Origin of the sequence: Novipirellula artificiosorum (assembly GCF_007860135.1) — a bacterium.
Lineage (GTDB): Bacteria > Planctomycetota > Planctomycetia > Pirellulales > Pirellulaceae > Novipirellula_A > Novipirellula_A artificiosorum.
On the sequence record NZ_SJPV01000005.1, the window covers coordinates 58075 to 80761 of the forward strand.

The 22687-nt window shown below is 55.7% G+C and carries 20 protein-coding genes; 14 read left to right on the top strand and 6 right to left on the bottom strand.

What is annotated here, in order from left to right; all coding sequences use genetic code 11:
* The first annotated feature begins 199 nt into the window (after nucleotides 1-199).
* The 5 genes from Poly41_RS15025 to Poly41_RS15045 all read left to right on the top strand — a co-directional run bounded on the left by Poly41_RS15025 (nucleotide 200) and on the right by Poly41_RS15045 (nucleotide 5746).
* Entirely contained in the window at nucleotides 200-1498 is a 1299-nt protein-coding gene (locus Poly41_RS15025; protein WP_146527262.1) for a hypothetical protein, read from the top strand.
* Nucleotides 1495-2913, top strand: a complete 1419-nt coding sequence (locus Poly41_RS15030; protein ID WP_146527264.1) for a hypothetical protein — start codon at nucleotides 1495-1497, stop codon at nucleotides 2911-2913. The genes Poly41_RS15025 and Poly41_RS15030 overlap by 4 nt, the downstream gene beginning before the upstream one ends.
* A 153-nt stretch (nucleotides 2914-3066) precedes the next feature.
* Nucleotides 3067-4014: a malate dehydrogenase gene (gene mdh, locus Poly41_RS15035; RefSeq protein ID WP_146527894.1), complete on the top strand. Its 948-nt coding sequence runs from the start codon at nucleotides 3067-3069 to the stop codon at nucleotides 4012-4014.
* Between the two features lie 195 nt (nucleotides 4015-4209).
* Entirely contained in the window at nucleotides 4210-5115 is a 906-nt protein-coding gene (locus tag Poly41_RS15040; RefSeq protein ID WP_146527266.1) for an alpha/beta hydrolase, read from the top strand.
* Between the two features lie 214 nt (nucleotides 5116-5329).
* Nucleotides 5330-5746 carry a response regulator transcription factor gene (locus Poly41_RS15045; RefSeq protein WP_231615673.1) on the top strand — a complete coding sequence of 139 codons (417 nt, stop codon included), beginning with the start codon at nucleotides 5330-5332 and terminating at the stop codon, nucleotides 5744-5746.
* A gap of 101 nt (nucleotides 5747-5847) precedes the next feature.
* Here the strand turns inward: Poly41_RS15045 and Poly41_RS15050 are convergent, their stop codons facing one another.
* The 3 genes from Poly41_RS15050 to Poly41_RS15060 all read right to left on the bottom strand — a co-directional run bounded on the left by Poly41_RS15050 (nucleotide 5848) and on the right by Poly41_RS15060 (nucleotide 7488).
* A complete protein-coding gene (locus Poly41_RS15050; RefSeq protein WP_146527268.1) occupies nucleotides 5848-6192 on the bottom strand; it encodes a rhodanese-like domain-containing protein in 345 nt (114 codons plus the stop codon).
* Between the two features lie 72 nt (nucleotides 6193-6264).
* On the bottom strand, nucleotides 6265-7125 hold the full coding sequence (hisG, locus tag Poly41_RS15055; protein ID WP_146527270.1) for an ATP phosphoribosyltransferase: 861 nt from the start codon (nucleotides 7123-7125) through the stop codon (nucleotides 6265-6267).
* Nucleotides 7126-7131: 6 nt separating this feature from the next.
* The gene (locus Poly41_RS15060; protein WP_146527272.1) at nucleotides 7132-7488 is read right to left on the bottom strand and encodes a phosphoribosyl-ATP diphosphatase; all 357 of its coding nucleotides are present in this window, start codon (nucleotides 7486-7488) and stop codon (nucleotides 7132-7134) included.
* A gap of 421 nt (nucleotides 7489-7909) precedes the next feature.
* Between Poly41_RS15060 and Poly41_RS15065 the strand changes: the two genes are divergently transcribed.
* The 5 genes from Poly41_RS15065 to Poly41_RS15085 all read left to right on the top strand — a co-directional run bounded on the left by Poly41_RS15065 (nucleotide 7910) and on the right by Poly41_RS15085 (nucleotide 12478).
* Complete coding sequence (locus Poly41_RS15065; protein WP_146527274.1) at nucleotides 7910-8524, top strand: hypothetical protein; 615 nt, start codon at nucleotides 7910-7912, stop codon at nucleotides 8522-8524.
* Nucleotides 8525-9101: 577 nt separating this feature from the next.
* Nucleotides 9102-9350: a hypothetical protein gene (locus tag Poly41_RS15070; protein WP_146527276.1), complete on the top strand. Its 249-nt coding sequence runs from the start codon at nucleotides 9102-9104 to the stop codon at nucleotides 9348-9350.
* Nucleotides 9351-9539: 189 nt separating this feature from the next.
* Nucleotides 9540-10502, top strand: a complete 963-nt coding sequence (gene trpS, locus Poly41_RS15075) for a tryptophan--tRNA ligase (protein ID WP_146527278.1) — start codon at nucleotides 9540-9542, stop codon at nucleotides 10500-10502.
* 98 nt (nucleotides 10503-10600) lie between these two features.
* Nucleotides 10601-10987: a holo-ACP synthase gene (acpS, locus tag Poly41_RS15080; RefSeq protein WP_146527280.1), complete on the top strand. Its 387-nt coding sequence runs from the start codon at nucleotides 10601-10603 to the stop codon at nucleotides 10985-10987.
* Between the two features lie 6 nt (nucleotides 10988-10993).
* Nucleotides 10994-12478 (top strand): dicarboxylate/amino acid:cation symporter, encoded by a 1485-nt coding sequence (locus tag Poly41_RS15085; protein ID WP_146527282.1) that lies wholly within the window; start codon nucleotides 10994-10996, stop codon nucleotides 12476-12478.
* Here the strand turns inward: Poly41_RS15085 and Poly41_RS15090 are convergent.
* Entirely contained in the window at nucleotides 12456-14135 is a 1680-nt protein-coding gene (locus Poly41_RS15090) for an alpha/beta hydrolase (protein ID WP_146527284.1), read from the bottom strand. The genes Poly41_RS15085 and Poly41_RS15090 overlap by 23 nt on opposite strands.
* Before the next feature lie 189 nt (nucleotides 14136-14324).
* On the opposite strand from Poly41_RS15090, the gene Poly41_RS15095 reads away from it, so the two are divergent.
* The 4 genes from Poly41_RS15095 (at nucleotide 14325) to Poly41_RS15110 (ending at nucleotide 20898) form a co-directional block, all read left to right on the top strand.
* A complete protein-coding gene (locus tag Poly41_RS15095) occupies nucleotides 14325-16319 on the top strand; it encodes a tetratricopeptide repeat protein (RefSeq protein ID WP_197231359.1) in 1995 nt (664 codons plus the stop codon).
* A gap of 139 nt (nucleotides 16320-16458) precedes the next feature.
* Nucleotides 16459-17976, top strand: coding sequence for a hypothetical protein (locus tag Poly41_RS15100; protein WP_146527287.1), 1518 nt, complete (start codon nucleotides 16459-16461; stop codon nucleotides 17974-17976).
* Nucleotides 17969-18622, top strand: coding sequence for a hypothetical protein (locus Poly41_RS15105; RefSeq protein WP_146527289.1), 654 nt, complete (start codon nucleotides 17969-17971; stop codon nucleotides 18620-18622). The genes Poly41_RS15100 and Poly41_RS15105 overlap by 8 nt, the downstream gene beginning before the upstream one ends.
* A gap of 80 nt (nucleotides 18623-18702) precedes the next feature.
* The gene (locus Poly41_RS15110; RefSeq protein WP_146527291.1) at nucleotides 18703-20898 is read left to right on the top strand and encodes a secretin N-terminal domain-containing protein; all 2196 of its coding nucleotides are present in this window, start codon (nucleotides 18703-18705) and stop codon (nucleotides 20896-20898) included.
* 61 nt (nucleotides 20899-20959) lie between these two features.
* Here the strand turns inward: Poly41_RS15110 and Poly41_RS15115 are convergent, their stop codons facing one another.
* Nucleotides 20960-21961, bottom strand: coding sequence for a ThuA domain-containing protein (locus Poly41_RS15115; protein ID WP_146527293.1), 1002 nt, complete (start codon nucleotides 21959-21961; stop codon nucleotides 20960-20962).
* Between the two features lie 106 nt (nucleotides 21962-22067).
* Nucleotides 22068-22658, bottom strand: a complete 591-nt coding sequence (locus Poly41_RS15120) for a DUF2141 domain-containing protein (RefSeq protein ID WP_231615674.1) — start codon at nucleotides 22656-22658, stop codon at nucleotides 22068-22070.
* Nucleotides 22659-22687: the final 29 nt, after the last annotated feature.

The following is a 22687-nucleotide window of genomic DNA, read 5'->3' on the forward strand; positions in this document are numbered from 1 at the left end:
TGAGCAGGAGTGGATCGCACGGAAAAAACGTCGAATTCGCGTCATGCCAGCCATGGGGGATTCGACGCGAAGACGGCAAAGACGCTATTCTGTCGTAGAGGGCGCCGACGATAAGGTGTTGGTTGCGTCCCCAAACCTCTAGGTTAAAGAGCCACGTTCGCTCCTTCAAGCATATGCCGGCCCTTGTTGGCCCGATCCGATGAGAATTCCCTCTCAATTTAACGAAGATAGCCTTTATAGCCGGCGGCGACGTCGTAAGGAGTCGCTTCCGGCCTATCGCCAGTTGCTTCGCTACGGTTTGGCAATGCTGTTGGTCTTGGTCGTCATGCAACACGCTGCCAACCCGGCAATCTATCAAACGTTCTTCCCCGATACGGGGACCAAGACGAAGTCCTACCATCAGGTTGGATCTGACGGTTCTAACGGTTCGAACGATCGATTTACCCAACCATCGAGTGCATCGACGCTCCCTCCGTTGCCGCTTGATCCGAAGCTGGCTGCAGAGGCGAAGACCCTTGCGGCGCAGATTCCTGAGGAAGCGCAGTCGTCGTGGCATGCGGCTTTGATTCATACTCAGCGTGGTCCCCCCCCGACTGCGAAAGGAACGACAGCGTATGGAAAGGCAGCGTATGGAACCTTGTCGACCCGTTGGATCCATCCACTCTCGCCACGCGACGACCGATCAAGTCGACCGCAAGACTCGTGGAGCGATTGGTTGCAACGCTTTGCCGCGAGCGAGCTCGGCGCGGAAGCACCTTCGGCAATCGATTCGGAACGCATCCGCGCTATGATCGTGGCTCTCGATGTACTTGCTGCGGAACGAGTGGTCGATGGGAGCGTGTGGAATGCCAATGATCGTGATTCGTTGTTTCGGTATTTGGACGAAGCCAAAGACGAACGGGTGGCGGCCGCATCAAGAAAGGTGGGCGTGTTGCCACTGTTGCAGCAACCGGATGTGTATCGCAACCACTTCGTCTCGTTCCATGGTCGAGTCGTGCGAGCCGAGAAAATCCCGCCGTCAAACAACACGTTTGGTGTTGGATCGTATTGGCATCTCTGGATGCGTCCCGATGTGGGTGTCGATCGGCCTTTGTTGGCGATTGTCCCCAAAGTTCCCGATCGCATCGCCAAGATCGAAGCCGATGCGAACTTGAGCGATGGCCCCCAGCTGTTGATCCAAGGCCGATTCCTGAAACGTTTGGCTTACCGGTCAAGCATTGGCGCCGATTTGGCTCCCGTGATTGTCGGGCGACTTGTTTCCGAGCCAACCGCCATGTCCCTTATCTCACCAACCTCCGCCGCGTCGCCTTCACCTTGGCGGATCTGGAGGGTCGTGAGTCTTGCGGCACTGTTGGGAATGAGCGTTGCGGGATGGCTGTTCTGGCGAACCCATGTACGAGCGAAGCAAAGTCGACAACTGCGCGAAGCGAATCGCAAAGATCCAAGTCCTTTTTTGATTGACTTGGAAGTCGAGAACGATGGTGAGGTCGCAACATGAGTGGATGGAGAAATCGGCGGGCAACTGCCACCGTGCGGAACGACCGCAACACGCAGATCCTTGTTGCCCTGCTGATACTCCTGGTCGGCCCGACGCACGCGATCGGCGAAAGCGACTTGCGTTTGCTGTTGGGGTTCGATTCGGAACGAATTAAGCAGACTTGGCCTGCGGACAACGAGGATTCCATCGGTGAACTTGCCAAGCTGCTCTATCGGATCGACCGAATCTCAAGCGGCAAATTGGATCAGATCGCCAAGTCGGACGCCCAACGCGATGCACGGGTGCTAGGAGATGTTGTCATGGTGGCGGGAGTGATCCAGTCCATTCGATCGATTGCCGTCCCTCCGCAACTCGTTGAGTTTTTGGAATTTGGCCGAATCATCGAGCTGAGGATTGAGCAAGATCCAGTCGGCGTCGGGCCAGCGATCACCCTGTTTACGACAGGGTTGCCAACCGCCGCTAAGTCGGGCGATCGAGTTTTGAGCAAGGCGATGATGATTGCCGGTACTCAAAACGGAGTCCTTCAAGCGGTAGCCGCACCGAGGGTGACTTGGCTGCCTGCGACCCCCAGACGCGTCGGTTGGCAGCTGCTCTCACAGCAAGGCGTCGATCTTGGAAACTTAGCAGCCGTAGCGGCACGGAATCGCAAACCCTTGTCGCACGAGGATACGGCCATCTTCTACGATCTTTTGGTTGCCGCCGATGGGATCGAAGGATCCAACACGGCGCCACGGATTCAAGTGCCTCGGCCCGCTTCGATCAACGCGGTCGACCTGCTCCGTCGCCCAACCGATTTTACCGGCGAGTGGATTCAAATCGACTTGCAAACGATTCAACTGACGCGAATCGAAGTCCAAGATACGGTTCGGCAGGAGCAACTCGGTGCGGACCACTACTATCAGATTGACGCGATCGGTGATCTGGGCAATGTCGTCGTCAAGATCGCGCCGGTCGAAGGTTCGGGGGCAGAGCCTGCGTTATTCGAAAAACGCTACCCCGTCTCGATCGTCTGCAAAACGTTGCCCGCCTGGTTGCGGCAGCGGATCGGTGAACCGGAGAATGACGATGCGGTCGTAACGCAGCTGACGATTCCGGTGACGGTTGACGGTTTCTTTTTCCGGCTTTGGAGTTACTCGAGCGAGTACATGCGGCAATTTGGGGGTGGAGACCAATTTGGCCCGCTGTTGATGGCTGCCGAAATCCACAGTCGCGAAGTCACGGATCCCGACCCCATCGGCGTTCGAATGATCGGTTGGATCGCCGCCCTCGCGACGGGGATTGCCGTCCTAGGGCTGCTGGTTTGGAGCTTTATTGTCGCACGTCGCGATCGTGAAGTGCAGCGAATTCGCAAGCAACACGAAGCCGAACACCTGCAATTGCCTGAGCAAAACGAACTGGATTCGCGGTCCGAATAGCGGCCGAGCCGTGCGATGCCCCGCGCGGTTTTTTGCCGGTGTCCACTTGACCCCGTGGGCCGTTGCGAGACGATAGGGCCCAGGTCACTTTGTTCGACAAAGTGACGGATGAAACTACTTTCGATTCCCAACATTCAGAGTGAGCAAGACAAGATGCGTCGAGCAAAGATATCGATCATTGGAGCAGGAAACGTTGGAGCCACTTGTGCACATTGGTGCGCGGCTGCCGAATTAGGTGACATTGTTCTGTTGGACATCCCTCAAACCGAGGACATGCCAGCCGGCAAGGCGCTTGACTTAATGCAAGCATCTCCGATCATGGGCTTCGATTCCAATATCGTCGGTACGACCAGCTACGACGACACGGCCGACAGCGACGTGGTCGTCGTCACCGCCGGCATTCCTCGCAAGCCTGGCATGAGCCGCGATGACCTACTCGGCACGAATGCGAAAATTATCACCAGTGTTGCTGGACAAATCAAAGAATCCAGCCCTAATGCCGTGGTGATCGTCGTCAGCAATCCGCTCGACGCGATGGTTCAACAAATGTGGAAGGTCACCGGTTTCGATTCTGCTCGCGTTTGCGGCCAAGCTGGCGTTCTGGACACCGCTCGTTACCGAGCCTTCTTGGCGATGGAACTTGGCGTCAGCGTCGAAGACATCAGTGCATTGTTGATGGGTGGCCACGGTGACACGATGGTACCGATGCCAAGTTGTACCAGTGTCGGCGGGATTCCCGTAACGCAACTGATTGAAGAAAAACGATTGGAAGAAATCGTCGATCGGACTCGCAAGGGCGGGGCTGAAATCGTCTCGCTGCTAAAGACCGGAAGCGCCTATTACGCGCCGGCTGCTGCCTGTGCACAAATGGCAGAAGCGGTTGTCAAGGACAAGAAACGGGTCATTCCTGTCGCCGCCTTGTGCGATAGCGAATACAGCGTCGGTGGTTATTACGTCGGCGTCCCCGTCGTGATGGGCAGCGGTGGTGTTGAAAAGATCATCGAGCTGCAGTTGACCGAAAAGGAAACGGCAGCATTCCAGCACAGTGTGAGTGCCGTCAAGGACTTGGTCGCCGCGATGGATCAATTGCTATCGTCCTAGTCGATGTTTCGATTTCTTTTCCATCACGGACAGGCATTCACGTTGACACCTACGCGCTGCTGCGCGTAGGTTAGTCCTATTCATCTCACGCTTCGATCGCTACGTTTGTGTCGGAATACGCACCCCGTTTTCTAGCGTCTATCCCGGCACGTGTGGCGGTTGCTCGCATGGCACTTCTTATTTTCCGGCCGCGCCATGAATCGTTTTGATCCGACTGAAACTTGGGGCCCCTCTCCAACTTCCCCCCTTTCTCAATCTGATTCAAAACCGAAGCCATTCTCTAGCGATTCCCCGGCTTTTGACGACCCTCTGATCAACGATCTTTCGTTTCAACACGCATGGGGCGAGGACGACTTTAGCGATGAGGACGCGAGCGGATGTGGTCACCCGGCCTCATCATCGGGCTTTGCTTTACAACACTCCTTCTTCGTTCCGCTGCACTACGAGGCAAATTACCAGTACCCGTTATTGATTTGGCTGCACAGTGATGGGTACAACGAAAACCAAGTCAAGCAAGTGATACCGCACATCAGCCTGCGTAATTTTGTCGCAGTTGGCACACGAGCGAGTCATGCAACCGATTCTGCTGGGTATTGCTACGAATGGCGACAAAGTGCTGCGTCGGTTCAAGCCGCTCACGAGCATGTGTTGACAGCCATCGACGAAGCGACCGATCGCTTCTCGATTCATCGGTCGCGAGTGGTGTTGGCGGGCTACCAGAGTGGCGGCACGATGGCGATGCAGATCGCTTTGCGTGATCCGCAGCGATTTGCGGGTGTCGTTTCGCTGGGCGGGCATTTGCCGCGCGGGTGCCGTTCGCTTGCGAATCTGCAACTGCTCCGAGACCGCCGTTTGCCGATGCTTTGGCAATGGGCCAACGAAGGACCAAATTTCTGTCGCACCAAGCTAGATCGCGACTTGCGTACCGCAATGATGATTCGCGCGAAACTTGAAGTCCGACAATACGCCGGTGATGATGAGATGACCACCATTGCGTTGGCCGATTTGAACGAATGGATCATGAGCAGCATGATTCCGAACGAGCAGAATCAGTCCAATCAGAGTTGGGCGACCTCTCCGACACAGTTTTCGCACAATTAGAAATGTTGCCTTTCCATGGGGTGAGCGGCGTCTGCAACCGCATTCCATTGGCTCGAGAGCGGCATCAAGGCCGACGTCGACCGCTTCGACGCGCGCTTTCCTTTGACCTGTGATTCCTTCACGGAATCAAACGCTGTACACTAAGCAACGTGCAGACGATCCATGTTGCTCGACTCACCGAACGCCCCTCCCCCCTTTGTTTAGATGAGTAACGATGACTCGCGATGAAAGTCAGCCCAAGAACGAATCGTCTTCGCAGCCGATTGATGCTGCCAAGAAAGTCTTGATTGTTGACGATGATTTCGAGATCATCGATTCGGTTCGCTATGCACTCGAAGGCGAAGGTCACCAGGTCATCGTCGCCCGAGATGGAAACCAAGGCTTGGCCTTGGCGGAACGCGAGAACCCCGACTTGATGATCTTGGACATGATGATGCCCAAACGCAGTGGTTTCCTGGTTCTCGAAAAACTGCGGCGTGTCCGCGACGAACCACTTCCCGTGATCATGATTACCGGAAACGAGGGAAGTCGGCACAAGGCTTACGCTGAATTGCTAGGAGTCAGCGACTACATTCGCAAACCGTTCCCAATGGATCGCCTGATCAACGCCGTCAATAGGTTGCTCAGTTAGCAGGACCTGTTTTTGAGGGGGCTGAGGTGTCAAGAATGCTTTGCCAAACCTGAGCTCCAACGGGGGCGCTGACATCACCCAAGCGACGCACTTCACTCAGATCAATAACGTGGCACGGATGAATCGATCTGTAGACTCCACTGATCGATGCCACCCTCCATGTTTTGGACCTTCCTGAAGCCGCTCGCTTTGAGTGCGTGGGTGACTTGCAAACTGCGTCCGCCGTGGTGGCAGTGCACAACGATCAACCGATCTTGATGAGGGTCGAGCTCCGCCGCTCTTCCCGCCAATTCGCTCATGGGAACCAGCGTGCTGCCGTTGATCTTGGCGATCGCATATTCACTCGATTCACGAACGTCGAGCAATAGAAAGTTGTCACCACGACGGAGCATCTTGGCCACGGTAGGGACATCAATTTGGATCGGCAATTCTTCGGAGTTAGTCATCAAATCCTCAATCATAAGTTTGTCAATCGCGGCAATCTCGTAAGGCAATCCTTCCAAGGCGGCAATCAGGCCTCAAAGGCGGCAATTGGAAAGCGTCGTCTCAAAGATAGCCGAGGCACCTAGAATCTCAAGCTTTTCCATCGCGTCAATCACCTCTTTGCGTTTTACCATCACACGGACACTGCACCACGCATCATCCTCGAGTGCATTGACGGTGGGCGAATCAAAACCTGGCGTGATCTGTTCTGCTTCGGCCAACTTGGTTCGCGGAACGTTGTATTCTAGCAGCGAGTAATCACGGGCAATCACCACGCCCTCAAGACGGCGTACCACGCGGTCGGCCGTCACTTGGTCGCGGCAATGGTCATTTTGAATCAAGACGGTCTCATAGAATCCGATCTCATCGAGAATCCGAAGTCGGTTCGCGGCCAACGTGCTGCCCGTTTCGACCAAATCGACAATCGCGTCGGCGACCCCGAGTTGAATCATGACTTCAACGCTACCGGTCAACGATACCAAATGGGCTTCCGCTCCATGGCCCGCCAAATAGCGTTCGGTGATCGTCGGAAAACTGGTGGCAATCCGTTTGGAGTCCAGTTGCGAGGCCGTCTTGATGGGCGCATCCTCAGGGATACAAACCGCCAAGCGGCAACGCCCCACCCCCAATTTCATTCGCAACTGCACGTCGGCAGCTGCTTCTTCGACCAAGTCACTACCGGTGATCCCCATGTCGATAGCTCCCTCGGCACAAAGGGTCGGAATGTCGTCGGTTCGAAGAAAGACCAGATCGATCGGCAGCCCACGGACCCGTGCGAACAAGCCACGCGATTGGCGGCGAAATTGCAAGCCCGCCTGGGTCAACAAATCGGTGGCGACATCGCACAAACGTCCTTTGCTTGGCAATCCAATGCGAAGATGCTTCTCTGTTTCCAAGGTGTACTACTTTTCGCTTGAGTTGTGATTCGTTTTTCGGCTCGCCTTCTCGACCAGCCCCGATGTCCCTTCACGCCGTGCCAATTCGGCAGCAACCTCGGTGAGGTCGACCCCTTTCCACGCCAACAGCACAAGGGTGTGGTAGACGAGATCGGCAGCCTCGTAAACAAAATGTGCGCGGCCCGTGTCTCCCGTCTCCAACGCGGCTTCAATCAGTTCTTCCGCCTCTTCCCGAACCTTCTGGCCAATCTTCGCCGCGCCCCCCTCCATCAGTTTGGTGGTGTAGGAACCCGAAGGACGCGTTTCGGCACGTTCGGCGAGCGTTTGCATCAAGCGCATCAGAGGATCGAGGGGTTCAGTCATTACAGCGTTCAGGCATGGGGGCGTCATGTGGAAAGTGGAGCGTGAACATGTCATACTTCGTTATCCGATAGCCTATTGTCCAGCCGCATCGTCGCCAACGTGGGGAGCTTGCGAAAACTTATGTGCCATTATCGCGCGCTCAGACGTCGCAATGAGCCGACAGTTACGGGGCTAGGCGGTTTCGGGGTGAATCATTTCCTGCGGAAATGCCCATCCATCGGAACGCGGTTTGCCCCAATTGGAACGCGATTGACACCGGCCGCAGCGGAATTTGCCACGATCGGAGCGGGGTTTGGCACCGGCCGGAACACGATTTGCCCAAGCTGCGGAACGCCGATTGCTCAAGATGCTGCGGGAAAACCGGTTGAGAGGGCAATGGGATGCCTTGGGTTGCAACGAACACTTTTTCGAGGAGCCAAACATGATTTCATCGAATCACGTCGCGGACGCCGATTCCATTGAAGTTGGACCGAACCGCGATTCCCACCTGGAAACACCACACTATTATCCGCACTCGATTCGCTTGATTCCCGATGCAACGATCAAGGACACGCTTCAGCAAGAGGTCGAACATCTCGACCGACGATTGCATCGCGTTCTGGACCGAGCGGATGGGCCGGCACTGATCTTAGACGCGGTTGTTGTCGAACCCGAACTCCTGAAGCAAGCGGTGTTGCATTTCCCCAAAGCTCGGCCTGGCTTGTCGTGTCGAAACTTGATCATGATCGTTCGCGAGTCTCAGTTACAGGACCCTCGTTGGCCTGCCTACCGAAAGTGGTTTCGTCATCAGCTGGACGCTCAAGGTTCCGAAGGCCAAATCGCATGTCTGGTGTTACAGGAGGATTGTCCGGAAACCGCGGCGCTCGCGGTCTGGATCGCCCGGACGCAGAGCTTCATTGTGACCGACTCGCGAGGAATCTGTGAATTGGCTGCCGCACCGGTTGAGGCGTGGCCTCAAAGCAGTTGTTCGGAAGAAAGTTGGCTGCAACAGTTGTTTTGGCTTGCCAAGTTCGACATGCTATCCGCGAATGGTTAAGCCTAACTGCACAGCACCACTTCGGAGCGGAAACGTTACGAGTACAAGCTCGGAGCGCAAGCGAGTAGGTTTTGACGTCCGTAATTCACTCGCTTGTGTTTCGTGCTTGTTTGAAAAGAAAAGTGGCGTTGTCCAGCGAAGGGAGATCCCTGGTACGGTACTCGCTGTGCTCGATCCGTGATCGGGCACATGCGTGCTAGCGTCGACGAAGTTTGGGTCGTCAGCGGCAGCTCGCCAATTGCGGCTACGCCGCCCTGTAGGACCGTCAGCATTAAATTTTAGCGTAGTGGATTTCGCCAGAAATCCGTAACTCAAATGTTTTTAGGGACTTCTGGCGAAGTCCACTACGTCCCAACTCGCAGTTGTAACCTTGACGGTCCACTCGTATTCCGACTCAGCTTGAATTGCGAGTAGGCGTTCGAAGTAGGGCCGGTTCCCACGGGCCAAATCACTTGGTAGGGCCGGTTCCCACCGGCCGAATCACTTGAGAGTGTGGCCGGTAGGAAACGGCCCTTCCCGAAAATTGAGCTGCGGCGGAATACTAGAAATACACCACCCTAAAGAAGGAGTTGGATTGATGAGAGGTTTTTTGTTTGCGATCGTCTTGTTGGTGCTGTTCTTAGTGTTCAGCGCATGGGCTGGCTGGTGGACGATGGAGTCCACCGAAAAAGACGCGAGCATTCGCATTGATAAGACGGAGATCGAGAACGACACCGCCTCCCTTCGCGAGAGTGCGAAACGAATCGCCAAGGATGCCGCGCAAAAGATTGACGGGGCGATCGATTCCGAAAGCGAAACGGAAGCCGAACCGTTACCGGTGGAGTAGCAGAACGTGGCAGCTCACCTCGCAGCAGAAACGCGACCCAGCCAGTTCTCACTTTGTCGAGGCGTTGCTCTACCCGGAGCTGACAAGATCCGCGTTCGGAGTGACTCCCCCCTAATTCCCCTCGCACGCTGAATCGTTCACAATCCACCCTTTCGATATTCTGTCTGTCCCCGATCCAGGTTCCTTGTCATGCGTGTTCTTTCTGGCATCCAGCCCACGGGGCGTCCTCACTGGGGTAATTTTTTTGGTGCCATTCGCCAATACATCGACTTGCAAGAAGATAACGACGGTTTCTACTTCATCGCCGATCTGCATGCACTGACGACGGTGCGCGACGCTGACGCGCTCCGACAGAACACGCTCGACGCGGCTTTGGATCTGTTGGCGTTGGGGCTCGATCCGCGGAATGCGACGTTGTTTATCCAATCGCATGTTCCGGAGGTCAGCGAGTTAACGTGGCTGTTGATGACCGTTGCTCCGATGGGGCTTCTGGAGCGGTGTCATGCCTACAAAGAAAAGAAGGCGAAAGGAATGACTGCGGACGCCGGATTGTTCACGTATCCCGTGTTGATGGCGGCCGATATTTTGGCCTACGACTCGGAGGTTGTCCCGGTTGGCCAAGACCAAGTCCAGCACATTGAAGTGTGTCGAGATTTGGCGGGTAGTTTCAATCATGAATTTGGCGAGACCTTTGTGCTACCCAATGCGAAGACACTCGACCATGGCGCGAAGGTCCCCGGGACCGACGGGCAAAAGATGAGCAAAAGCTATGACAATACGCTTCCGTTGTTTGGCAATATCAAACAGATTCGCAAGCAGATCATGCGAATCACGACGGACAGTCGGCCAATGGAAGATCCCAAAGAGCCGGAGGAGGACCACCTGTTCCAGCTCTTCCGGCTGTTTGCCGCCGATGACGAAATCGAGGCGATGGCGGAAAAGTATCGGCAGGGTGGATTTGGTTACGGCGAAGTCAAAAAGGCCGTCGCTGAGGTGAGTGAAACCTATTTTGCCGAGGCGAGAACGCGACGAGAGGATTTGGAAGCGAACCTCGACTATGTCCACCATACCCTACGTGATGGTGCCAAGCGGGCCCGAGAAGTTGCCGCAACCGTATTGCACCGAGCCCAAACGGCGTGCGGTTTGCGTTAGAATGGAAGGTTGCCTAGCAGCGGTGCTGGGCACCTCCTTCTTGGTTTCTTCTTTGGTTTCGCGACGGCGTCACGAGACAACTTCAACCCACCAGGCACATGGCGATCCTTGGCGTCGGAACGGAAATTGTCGAATGTGTTCGCATCGCAAAGATGATTGAAACGCATGGGGAGCAGTTTCTCGAACGAGTTTATACCGCCAACGAGATTGAGTACTGTGTCCAAACGGCGGACGCAACTCAGCACTTCGCGACTCGCTGGGCCGCCAAAGAGGCCGCGATGAAGGCGATGCGATGTCGCCACCAAGGCGTCCGTTGGACCGACATCGAAATCAGGGTCCACCCGGGCGAAGGCCCCTCCCTTTTGCTCACGGGAGCCGCCTCGTTGTGGGCTGAACAACATGGCATCGAAAAACTACACGTTTCACTTGGTGCCTGTCGCACGCACGCGACCGCTTATGTGATCGCCTCCGACGAATTGGATTGATTCACAATGCTGCGTCTCGCCCTACACTGGCAGATTCTGATCGGAATGCTGGCCGGGACCTTGATCGGTCTCGTTCTCAATATGACATGCTCGACCCGTTCGGTCGAAATTGCTGAATCGAGTCGATTGCCCAAAGGCATCGTTGCGGCAAACATTGACGATTCAAGTGCGTCGACCAGGATCCGCTACACGAATTCCGCGGGAACGACCATCGAGCGAACCATTGACCCGGTTGACCGCAGCGAAAACGTGTTCCCATCGGTTGAGATGCTCGCACAATCGGATCCGATTGCGGTGCAGATTTATGAGCGGCACGGACAGAGTCTTGCCAAACGCGTGGGAGCATGGTTTTCGCGATTGGGCGGTTTGTTTTTAAGGATGCTGCAGATGGTTGCCGTGCCGTTGATCGTGACGTCCCTGATGACGGGCGTGATCGGGCTCGGATCCTCAGCCGGCATTGGCCGCATGTTTCGCCGCACGATTGTTTACTATCTTTGCACGAGCATGTTGGCCATTACGACCGGATTGTTTGTCGTGAACGTGATCCGCCCGGGTCTTCGGGGTGAGGCGGTGAAGGTTGCCAAGGTGGAAACCAGCGATGCCGCTTCGCTGGTGGATGTGCTGTTTGCTCAATTGGAAGCGATGATTCCAAAGAACCCACTCTCCGCTCTCGTGGCGCCGAACTACTTGTCGATCATCGCCTTCACGATTGCCTTTTCGCTATTCACGATCTCGGTTGGCGGACGAACCCAGGACCGGATCGGATCACTCGCAACGGCGGGATTTGAAGTGATGATGGCGATGACGATGGCGATCATTCGGTTGGCACCGGTGGGCGTTTTCTTTCTGATCGCCGCAGTCACGGCCACTCAGGGTGCCAATGTTTTCATGTCGCTAGCTTGGTACGTGGTCGCGGTCGCGTCGGCGTTATCGATTCACGCGTTGATCACGCTGCCGTTGATCGTCAAATTCGTTGCCAGACGCAGTCCGTTCGAATTCGCCAAGGCCATGTCGCCTGCATTGCTAACGGCGTTTAGTAGTGCTAGCAGCAATGGAACGCTGCCCTTGACCATGTCGAGCGTGGAAGAGCGAGCCGGCATCAGCAACCGAACAGGATCGTTTGTCTTGCCGCTTGGGGCCACAATCAATATGGATGGTACCGCGTTGTACGAAGCGGTCGCCGTGATCTTCATTGCCCAATTGCATTTCGGCATGAATCTGCCGCTGAGCCAACAAATCGTCGTCGCCATAACCGCATTGTTAGCCAGTGTCGGCGCGGCGGGCATTCCTCACGCGGGACTCGTGATGATGGCGATCATCTTGCACGCAGTTGGCTTGCCAATGGAGATGCAAGGAGTGATCTTGGCGGTCGATCGCGTTCTCGATATGGCTCGTACTGCCGTCAATGTGTGGAGCGACTCGTGCGGGTGTGCCGTCGTGGAAGCCTTGGAAGGGAACGACGCCTCGTTCAACGCAACGACGGATCGGTAAGTTGTCGCTGAGCCAATTGCCAGTAGATCAGTTCGCCTTCGCGTCGAGCCATCAACATCCGCCGTTGGGCCGCTGGCAACCGTACACGCACCAACTCATACAAATCGCGGAGCATCGACTCGTTGTCGCCGTAGTAGCTATGGCCGAGCAGACTTAAGTCGATGCCGCTGACATCGATCGTTTCGACTCCCGGGACCACAACGATGTTTGCACCGCTCTCTCCTGCACGCGGATAGCCGTGAACTTTCTTCGACGCAACCAGTGCTTGGTCATCGGACGAGGCGTACAAGGTGACTTGGTTAGAAACCTTTAATAAGGCCGGCGCGAGGTCGCGACGAAAACGGTCGGCGTCGACGTCGGGAGCCGCCAAGACGATACGATCGAACGGTGGCGGTGATGCTTCGTCTCGCTGCCATTGAATCTGCTGCATCGCGGCGGTCATCGCTCGGTTCCCCATGCTGTGAGCGACCACGTTGATGCTTTTGGCACCACTTTGTTCCGCCAAGTCCGTAAGGAATTGTTTCAGGTGCGTGATCGTCCACTCCGAGTTATTTTCGTCGATCGTGTAACCCATCAAGGAGGCTTGGCTTGGCCAGCTGTAACAAACCGGGACGCCCTCGAAAGGCAAATCGACAGCGATTTGAGCGGTTCGCTGGACCGCCGACTCGAAGCTGACGTTGTAGCCATGAATGAAGACCAACAGATCGCCATCGGGCGATGCGGCAAGGGTTTCCGTCAACCGCTGCTGGAAATCGCTGCTTGCCAACTCAACCGCACGTGTCAGTACAATGTGCTCACGCTGATTTTCTTGCAGTTCGAACCGTAGCAAACTGGGACGCTCGACCAGGCCGCGTTGATGCGAATCCGGCACCGTCACCTCGCAAATGCCGCGAACTAGGCTTCCGCGATCCGAGCCGTACGTCACCCCATGTTTCTCGATATTGGCCTGACCCACGGCAACACACGCCGCGGCCAAACATCCGGTCAACCCACCCATCATCAACGCCACGTTGCCGGATCGTGTCCGTCCTCGGTACCAGAGCAGCCCGCCAAACAGCACCATTCCCAACGAACCAACGGACAGAAACAAGAAGGCTTCCTTTTGTCCCGTAATCTCATAGTCCGACAACGAAACCGCACCACGACTTCGGTCAGTTGCATAGAACACCTGGACCGTTGCAAAACCTTGTTCGGGGCTGTGTTCGGCACCGGCTGGAAGGTGTGATAAATGATCGCCAGACCGGGTTCGTGCCGGCGAGCCCGCAGTTCCGAGCGGTACAGGCTTGGGGGTGGACGGGGCAGCAAGGGGCACATTCATCGATCGAGTCTCCATCGGCGCTGACCGGATTCGCGGCATCGAGTCGATGGCGTCGACCTGGGGTTCCGAAGCGATGGCTTCCGCTGCGAAGTTTTCCGCGCTGGCAAACGCGGGATCCTCGCTGGCCTCGACGCTCCATTCCGCTACCTCGCCCTGCTCGTAACTCGCTGCCGTCTCCATCGCTGCCGTCTCCATCGCTGTACTGCGGTCTTCTGTACTGCGGTCTTCTGTACTGCGTGCCGATTCCGCGGAGCAGCCAACAATGCTTGCAAACAACAGGGAACCGAAAAACACCACGATTGCGCTGCGCTGGTGTCGGACTTTTTCCAGGAATGTCATGAGAACCGTATCCAGAGGGGCCAAATGGAACACCGGTCCCGATTGTCTAAGATTATGATTATTCAAATCAAGATGATCTGTCGCAGCGCGACGGATTCGCGTGAAAATGCCTCAAGGTTTTTTGTGACTGCACGACGACAGTAGCGATTGGGTAAAATGCGGGAAATGGGGGTCGAGACAAAACATCCGATGACAGCCAAACCCTTCGTGGCCGTTTTGCTATTCGCTGCCTTCGGCGTTTTATTGGATGTCGCTGGATGCAGTCGGCCCGCCGAGGTGCCCATCGCAAGTGCCCCCTCCTCCCCCGAGAAAACGAAATCTCCCGAGAAACCGAAATCGATTTCCGCTCAACGATGGGATCCGGAGCCCGCGATCGCGCAGCAACCCACGGCCGAAGTGTATGCGACCTCCCTTCCATCTTCGGCCGCAGGCTACATTGGGACCGACGCGTGTGCCGAGTGCCATGCCGAGCAATACGAGTCGTATCAGGCGACGCACCATAGTCGCTCATTGAGGCTGGCAAGTGATGCGGCAGATGAAGTGACCGGTGCGTACTACCACCAGCCGAGCAAGGCGTCCTACCATGCGGTGCGTGACGGCACCGAGCTGAAGCACCAGGAATGGATTCATTTTCCGACGGAAAAAGATGCTTCGGCAAACTTGCCGTTGGGGCCAGAAGCAAAATTTTTGGCGGCTGAGTTGCCGGTCAAGTACGTGATGGGGAGTGGCGCCTTTGCAAAAGGTTACCTGCTCAGCGACAACGGCATGCTGTTGCAGTCACCGATGACTTGGTATGTGGCAGCGAAATCTTTTGCGATGGCACCTCGCTACGACGTCCCCCATCACCTCGGCATGAAACGGATGATTAGCGATGGGTGTCTGTATTGCCATGCCGGACTCGCTTACCGCGAAAACGGAAACGAGCACAAGTTGGTCGTTACGGAAGTTGCCATCGGATGCGAGCGATGCCACGGACCGGGGCAAGATCATCTGGACTGGGTTGAATCGGATACGGCGAGCGATGCAGAGGATGATTACCGCATCGTTCAGCCAGCAAATTTAAACCGGCAAAGGGCCGAAGAGATTTGTGCTCAGTGCCATTTGCAAGGTAGCTTGTTTGTCTATGCCGAAGGCAAGACGATTTGGGACTATCGCCCAGGCGAGCGACTCGATGCAACACAAGTCTCTTACAAAGTGGATTCGAGTAGCACGAAGGACGCCAACTTTACAGATCACTTTGAGCAGCTTTGGCAAAGCCCTTGTTATCAACAATCCGAAACGTTGACCTGCATCACCTGTCACGACCCTCATCATTCGCCGACGGGGGAATCGGCTCGCGAGATCCACCAGCAAAATTGTTTGTCCTGCCACGACGATTCTGCATGCGGGTTGGATCACGAAACTCGGATGCAGAGGGCACAGAATCAGTGCGTTCAGTGTCATATGCCAAAGGGAGAAAGTGCCATTCCCCACACGGCGACGACTCAGCATCGCATTGGAATTCATGTCGATAACGCCGCACCGACAGCGAAGCCAAGCGAACCGAAACTCCGCCGATTACACAACCCTCTGGATCCCGAGGCACAATCGACAACGCGTCGCAATGACGCTTTGGCGACCGCATCGTGGTTGCGAGAAGGGGTTTATGAAGGCATCCCTTCACCGGAATTACGACAGAAAACGATCGACGAACTACTGAAACTCGCAGACTCAGACCAAAGGGACGCCGCCGTTCACGAAGCGATCGCCCGGCTGGCAAAGCAAGATGCGATATTAGCCAAGAACGCGGGCGATGCGAGGCAGATGTGGAATTTAGCGGAAAAGCATGCCGCGACGGTTTTGAGAATGCAAGCCGATCCCACTCTCTTGCGTCAATCGAGTTTGTCGGTCCTGTTCGACAAGAGCTATAGCGAAGGGAATTTCTCGAAGGCGGTTCGCTATGGGATCGAATTGGCCGAGAATGGTCGATCCGCAGTCGATTGGTACAACCTCGGTCTTGTGTTCGGGCGCCTGCAACGTTTTGGTGAGGCAGAAAGTGCATTTCGTCGGTCGATTGAAATCGACGCCGGTTACCTTTCGCCGTACCGCTCACTTTTCAAACTCTATTCCTCGACCGATCCGGCGTTGGCCGAGCAGGTCGGGCGTACGGGGATGATGTTGGAAACGCGACAACAAGCCCGCTGATCGGGCTGGCGTTACCATCGGTACAATCCGCAAATGAGGGTGGACCCATCCGTTTCTTGCCCGCGCACACGATCGTTGTGGGTCGCGAGTGACGTGGTCAAATTTGTAACCTACGCTTCGTACAGGGGGATATCCTGTAATGACGAAGCCGTCAGCAAGACAAAACAACGATACCGAACGATCCAAGCTTTTTGGGCTATGGATCGAAAACCGTTTGCTGCAAGTCGCGGTCGCAACGCCGACCCGCGATGGCCGCTACCGGTTAGAGATTGATGCGATCGCCTGTCCCGATCAAGCAGGATGGTTGATGGACCGGGGATTGGACAATTTTACCGCTGCGATTGAAACGCTGGTCGACCGTCACGAAATGCGCCGCGGGACTGTTGCGGTTTCGTTGGACGGTGACTTCTGCGTCAGTCGAATCGCGATGGGCAGCCCCGATGCGGTGAACCGGGAACTTGTTTCGCTTGAGGAACGGGTCCCCCGCTATTTGCAACTTGGCCCTGGGCGCAAAGCGACCGGTCGCGTCCGTGAACGAGTGGATGAGCAAACCGAGTATGCGATCACCAGTGTGGTCAATCATTCCTTCATGCGTGTTGTTTATGACGTCTTTCGCGACTGCGATGTTGAGATTGCATGGGTCGAACCCTCGCTCGTCAGCGTCGCCCGACTGATCAGCCAAACCCAACTGTCTGCGGAGCATCCCGTACTGATTGCCGATGGCACCGGATCCCGATGGGACGTAGGGATCGTCTACGAAGGTCGGTTGATCTTGGATTATCGTCCTGCCGCGGCCGATACGGCGGAAGCGTTTCATGCCGCTATCGATGGGCATATCGAACGATTGCATCGGTTCTGCCATCGCTACCTTGGCATCCATGCCGGTCAACTCGATCAAATGGTGATTTGTGGTGATCCCGAGAAGGTGGAGCGGACCGCTTCGCTATTCCTCAACGCATCGGGAATTGACGCGGTTGCCCTTCGAGTTCCGAAACTTGAATCCCTGTATGAAATCAGTGACGATCAACGGCTCACTCAAAGTGTCCCCGCGGTCGCTTCGGTCTTGCCGCTAATCCTTGGCATCACATCGCAGCAGGTTCCGGACCTGTTGACGGAAGTGCGACGCGCACCCGACTTGCCGTGGTGGTCGATGCTACTACGGATCGGCTGGCCGGCGATCGCGGCAGCCCTCTTGCTGATGTGCGGATACGGAATTTTGCAGCGTGAACGAAATCAAGCTGCCGAGTTGCTCAACGGCGAACCGGAAGTGAAAGCCACCGTCGTGGCGACGCAGGCGCGGATGACCGTGCTGGCCCAGCAACGCGAATGGATCGACTATCTGCAGTCGATTGAGCAACAAACCGCCGAATTGGACTGGAACGTTCAGTTAATGCAGATCACGCAAAGTTTGCCGAATACAGCATGCTTGAACGAATTTCGTGTCGAAGACGGCACACATATCCGGCTCGATGGCAGCGTCTTCGAGGAGCGAATGGTATACGAAATCTTGGAGCAATTGCGGCATTTGCCAGGCATTGCCCAAGTCGCACTCCACGCGACCAACCCCGACACCAACAGCGATGCGACAAGATTTGTCATCCGATTGACGATGGCCAGCAAACAAGGGCCAAGCGATGGAGACGTAGAACGTGAATAAACCGAATAACCGGACGATCCGAGTAATCGTTGCGAGCCTAAGTTTGCTTGCGATCATCGCGATAGGACTCCGCATGGCCGATGAATATTTTCGGCTACGAAACGAAGTCACCGAAATGAGTGAGATGGGAAGCCAGTTCACTCAGGTGCAGTTGCAGCAGAAACGGTTGCATCAGATCGAAGCGAAGATCAAATCGGAATTAGACGCCGCATTGGCACGTTCGATTGATCCTGAGAAACGCCAAGCCGTCCGTAACACCCTACTCACGATCATTCGTGATGCGGGCGGAAGGTTGCGAAACTTGGAGATCAGCGAGGGGCACGACCGTCCGTGGGCGATCGATTCTGATAATCCTCGAAGCGAGACGATGCCCGAGTATGGCGAAGAATCGAACTACCTACTGTATGCTCACGAAATCGAACTTCGGATCGACGGGTCACTCCAAGACGTCACCAAGATACTACAAGGAATCGCCGCGCAGGGTTGGTACATGACGACAAAAAGCTTGGCAATGATGCCCACGGATGGGAACTTGCCAATCATTGCCGCAGAAATGCGGCTGACCGTGTACGGACTGGGTCCAAAACCCGAAGAAGCCGAACAGGAGTTTGCCGAACTGAATCAAGGAATGCCGTCGACCTATTAGACGGCTCCTCCATACAGACAGACAGACAAGCTCTGCGAAACAGGATCGCTAACGAACACTTTGCCAAGGATGGCAATTCAATGCCCCATTTGAAACAACCTACGCACACCTGTCGCCTCCATCGCGTCGCCAATTGCGCCGCTGCGATGGTCGTGTTCGCGTGGGGGGCCAACCTTGCCACGTCAACCGAACCGATCGACCGATTGGAAAATCAAGCTGGCCATAGCGGCTTGATGCTGGCCGAGGTTCCTGATTTGGTGCCGATCCGTCCGGCCCCCAGCTCACGCATCGTTCATGCCGCACAATTGGTCAAGCCCGAATCGCGAGTGCTGATCAACAACGAGACCTCGGAGTCCGCGCCCCTTGACCTGCTACCACCGAGCCCTATTTCCACTCCATCGCAAGTGGCTCCTCCATCGACGCCACCGTTGACCGAGACCGCATCGGCGCCCCAATCAAACACGCCACCGCCCCCGTCCTTATCGACCAACGCAAACTCGACCAACGCAAACTCGACCAACGCAAACTCGACCAACGCAAACTCGACCAACGCAAACTCGACCAACGCAAACTCAATTGACGCGGCACTCAGCCGACCGGGCAGCATCACGTTTCGCCAAACGCCGCTCAACGAGGTCGTGTTTCTGCTCAGTGAATTGTGGCAGGTCAACATCGTCATCGGAGAAAATGTGGTCGGCGAAGTCAGCGGAACGTTCCACGAGACACCGCTGCGAGAGGTCTTGTCTGCGGTGCTGACGACGTCCGGGTACAGCTATCGAAAAACCGGCAGCAGCTTGATTGTGTTACCGGTCGCAGATGTCGGATCCGACCAACCTGACTTTGTTTCCCGCACACTTCGTCTACCACAATCCACAGACGACGGGGACGGAATGATCGAAGCGGCAAAGATGCTGCTCGGCGAAAGAGGCCAAATACAAAAAGTGGGTGAGGCTGCGGTGCTGGTCATCGCTCATCCGGATGCCATCAACAAGCTGGAAGAGCTGTTTTCGAGTCTCGCCGGCCAACGGTCCGCGACGTTGACCACACCATCGCCTTCGTCCAGTGATACGGCACCGTCGAGTGAGCCGATCCCCAATGCGGTGACGGCCGAGCCTGTGATAACGCAAAACGGAATCGCCTACTTCACGCCTCAGTATACGGAAGCGGAAGAAATGGCCGAGTCGCTTGGCCAAGCCCTCGGTGACACCGTCACGGTCGCAGTCTACGCCGAAGAAAACCGCATCATGGTGAAGGGAACGCCTGAGGAACTACGAATCGCCGCCCAGGCGATCGAACAACTCGACGTCCCAAGACCGCAGGTTCGAATCACCGCGGTGATCTACGATGTGGCAATCGGTGAACTTGAAAAACTCGGTATCAATTGGTCACAAATACCGCACAGCAGCGCAACGGCCCTCGAATCACTCAATAGCACGGACCTTGTCTACCGAAACACGATTGGGATTGGGGCGACCGGATTGGCTCCCGCGGACGCCACAACGGCGGGACTAAGTGCCATCGCGATTCGGACGATCAACAGCACGTACGAAGCGACGATGCTGATCCAAGCACTCGACTCGAACGCCGAAGCCAAAATTTTGGCCGACCCAACCGTGACGGTTGGCGACCGTAACGAAGCGTCGATTCGCATCGTCCAAAAAATCCCCGTTGTCAGTTCGATTTTGACCACTGCGGGGGCAATCCCCCAAGTCGAATTTGAAGAGGCTGGGATCATCTTGACCGTAACGCCGCGAATCAGTCGCGATGGAACGATCGAGATGAAAGTGCACCCGGAATACAGTTACAAAGCCGATGAGATCAATGGAAATCCCGTGATTGACAGCCGCGCAGCCGACACGACGGTGCGCGTCAACGATGGTCACTTGTTTGTCCTCGGTGGGCTTCGGCAAAAAAACATCATCGAGGATGTTCGTGGCGTGCCCTACTTGAAGGACATCAAGTACATCGGACGACTGTTCCGCAGCCACAATACCGAGGTACGCGAAAGCGAATTGATTGTCTTCCTCAAGCCAGAAATCGTGACACCCTACTCCGTCGGCACGCCACGACAACAACAAGCCGCTTGCATTGCCAACACGCAGCTCGATCAAATCCCCTATGCCACGGTTTGCCCGCAAACACCCGATTGCAAAAATCCGTACTGCCCAAATCACAATCCTCGCTGTCGCGTCAACGGTGGATCGTTTGAATTGGAAATGCTGGGCGATAGCGGCATGGAATGCACCTGCCCGCATGCGGATGTTCTCTACGAGTGATCTGCCTCGAGTGCTCGTGGGATTGTGTCTCTTCCCGCGCCGACGGGACCCTTGCCTTCGGTTACTGCAGCACTTTGGTCGATTTGCCAAGATCGAAATCTTCGACCTTGAGGGCTCGTTTTTCGAAGAAGTCGCCTTTTTGAAAGCCGAAGAACGAGGGGTCGAACGGATCGACGAACGTCACGTCTGCTTTTTCGGGGACGGTTTGCTCAGTCAAGAAGAAGCAGGCGTTGACGATCAAACGCCGCAAGTCTTCGCTCAGAAAATCGACGGCCGCGCCAGCCGTTGTGGCAAAGCATTGGCCCGTTTCTCCCGATGGCGACGGATAGGGCTTGATCCACGCCAACGGCATCATTGGATCGTTGATCTCTCCTTCAACGATCGCTGCATTGGGGTCCAGTGCTTCGATGACTGCACCACGAAGCAGTACGGTGGCCTTGTTCTGATCGAGATGCTTGATGCCGTAAATGTCGGATGGGGTGTAAATGTCCGACACCGAGTTCAACACTGGGTGCTTGGCATTCTCGGGGACAATGACGGCTCGGCCACCTTGGACTTTGTGCTTGCCGTGATGGCTAAGCCAGTTTTCGCCAATCACGTTGATCCCAAAATTCGCCCAGTCGTAACCGCCGTAGTGGCCACTCTTGAATGCATGGGTCGCCGTGCGATAGGCAACGATTGGTTTCGCCGCCTTCAAGTAATCCAAGATGGGTTTGAGTTGTTCATCGGGCAACACACGCCAGCGGGTTGCGATGATCATCAGGTCTGCGTCGGCCAATGCATCGGTACCGGGAATGTTGCTGATTTCGTTCGGGTTGATCCTTCCTGTTTCCTTATCGATCGCAAACAGCACGGTACATTTGAAACCATGGTGTTGGCTCAGAATCTTCGCCAGCATCGGGCATGATTCTTCGGTGCGATACTCCTCATCACCTGAGACCAACACAATGTGCCGTCCATTGCCTGTCCCGTCGGCAGGTTCAAGCACCAGTCGATCGGCGGCGAAACAAGACGAAGCGGTTAGAACGAGACAGAAACAGATAATAGAGCGAAACGTACTCATGATGGATCACTGGGTTCGCGAGGAAGGGGATTTGAAGAAGGAAAAATATCGCCGACAAATTGGCAATCCCTGTTGAAAGGATTGTTTTAACAAAACGCGACGCGTCCTACCGCACCGACAAATCGATGGTGGCACCATCGGAGGGCAATTCCATTTCGGCCTCCTCATACAACGGCGTCTCTTCCATCACTCGAGGGTTGTTCGAAAAGCCATAGCGTTCGGATGGTGCACCTAGCGTGTTTTTGTTTAACACCCCATCTTCGTTCTCGTCATGAAACACACCGATCGCGATCGATCCCGGCAATCCCGACCGGTCGATCGCGCCTTCGGCAACTCCATCCGAAATCGCAGTCGTCGTGGTTTGAACCGATTTGTCAAACTGGGGAAACGATTCCGCATCCGTAAAAACCGCAACGACCATTTTGCCCCGATCGTTCGCGGCCCCAAGAACACGAAAACGGAATGACTCTCCGATGCCAGCATTCTGTTGAAGTAGCTTGCGCTGTGGCGCCAGCGAATCCCCATCGGGGAACCTTGGCGGAACGAACCGGACTTGGCGATACACCAAGGTGCTGAGGCCAAGGATCAACAGCCCCGCCAAAAACGCCATGATCAAGTTGCCATGGTTCTGTTGCCACCGCCCTGTGAAGCGATCCGTAAGCGGCACGTCGTACGGATCGTCGTCGTTAGGTGGCATCGAAGGGGGGGGGATTTTTTCTATGGACA